This window comes from Leucobacter sp. M11 (assembly GCF_035726885.1).
Classification (GTDB): Bacteria; Actinomycetota; Actinomycetes; order Actinomycetales; family Microbacteriaceae; genus JAPFRB01.
The window spans coordinates 487302-487778 of the sequence record NZ_JAPFRB010000003.1 but is presented as its reverse complement, the minus strand read 5'-3'; the positions used below and the strand labels follow the sequence as shown (position 1 = coordinate 487778).

General features: G+C 69.4%; 1 protein-coding gene. It reads right to left on the bottom strand.

The annotated features are described in order from the left end of the window. Positions 1 to 70: 70 nt before the first annotated feature. Positions 71 to 477, bottom strand: a 407-nt coding sequence (locus OOT08_RS10670; RefSeq protein WP_325092627.1) for an aldo/keto reductase, incomplete at its 5' end; no start/stop codon positions are given.

Sequence of the window (477 nt, the reverse complement as noted above, 5' to 3'; positions counted from 1 at the left end):
CACTCGTCCCACGAAGAGACCCCCGACTCGCCGAGTCGGGGGTCTCTTCGTGGTCGTCGGAGCGATGCGCTCAGGGGATCAGACCGCGCTCCCGCAGGGCCTCCCAGAGCCCGTCCGGGATGGGCGCGCTCATCCGCGTCAGATTCTCCCGCACCGCCTCAGCCCGGGACGTACCCACCACGACCGTGCGCACCGCGGGGTGGCGCAGCGTGTACTGGATCGCGGCCTCGGGCAGCCGCACCCCGAACTCCGCGCAGCACTCGGCGAGGGCCTGGGCTCTGCGGAACTGCTCTTCCGGGACCGTGTCGTAGTTATACGAGGCATCCGGCTTGGGCCGGTCGGTCGCCAGCAATCCGGAGTTGTACACGGCAGCGTTGACCACGCCGACCCCGCGCTCCACGCACAGCGGGAGCAGTTCTTCCGCCGCTGGCTGCTCGAGCAGGGTGTATCGCCCGGCGATCATCACCAGATCCAGAT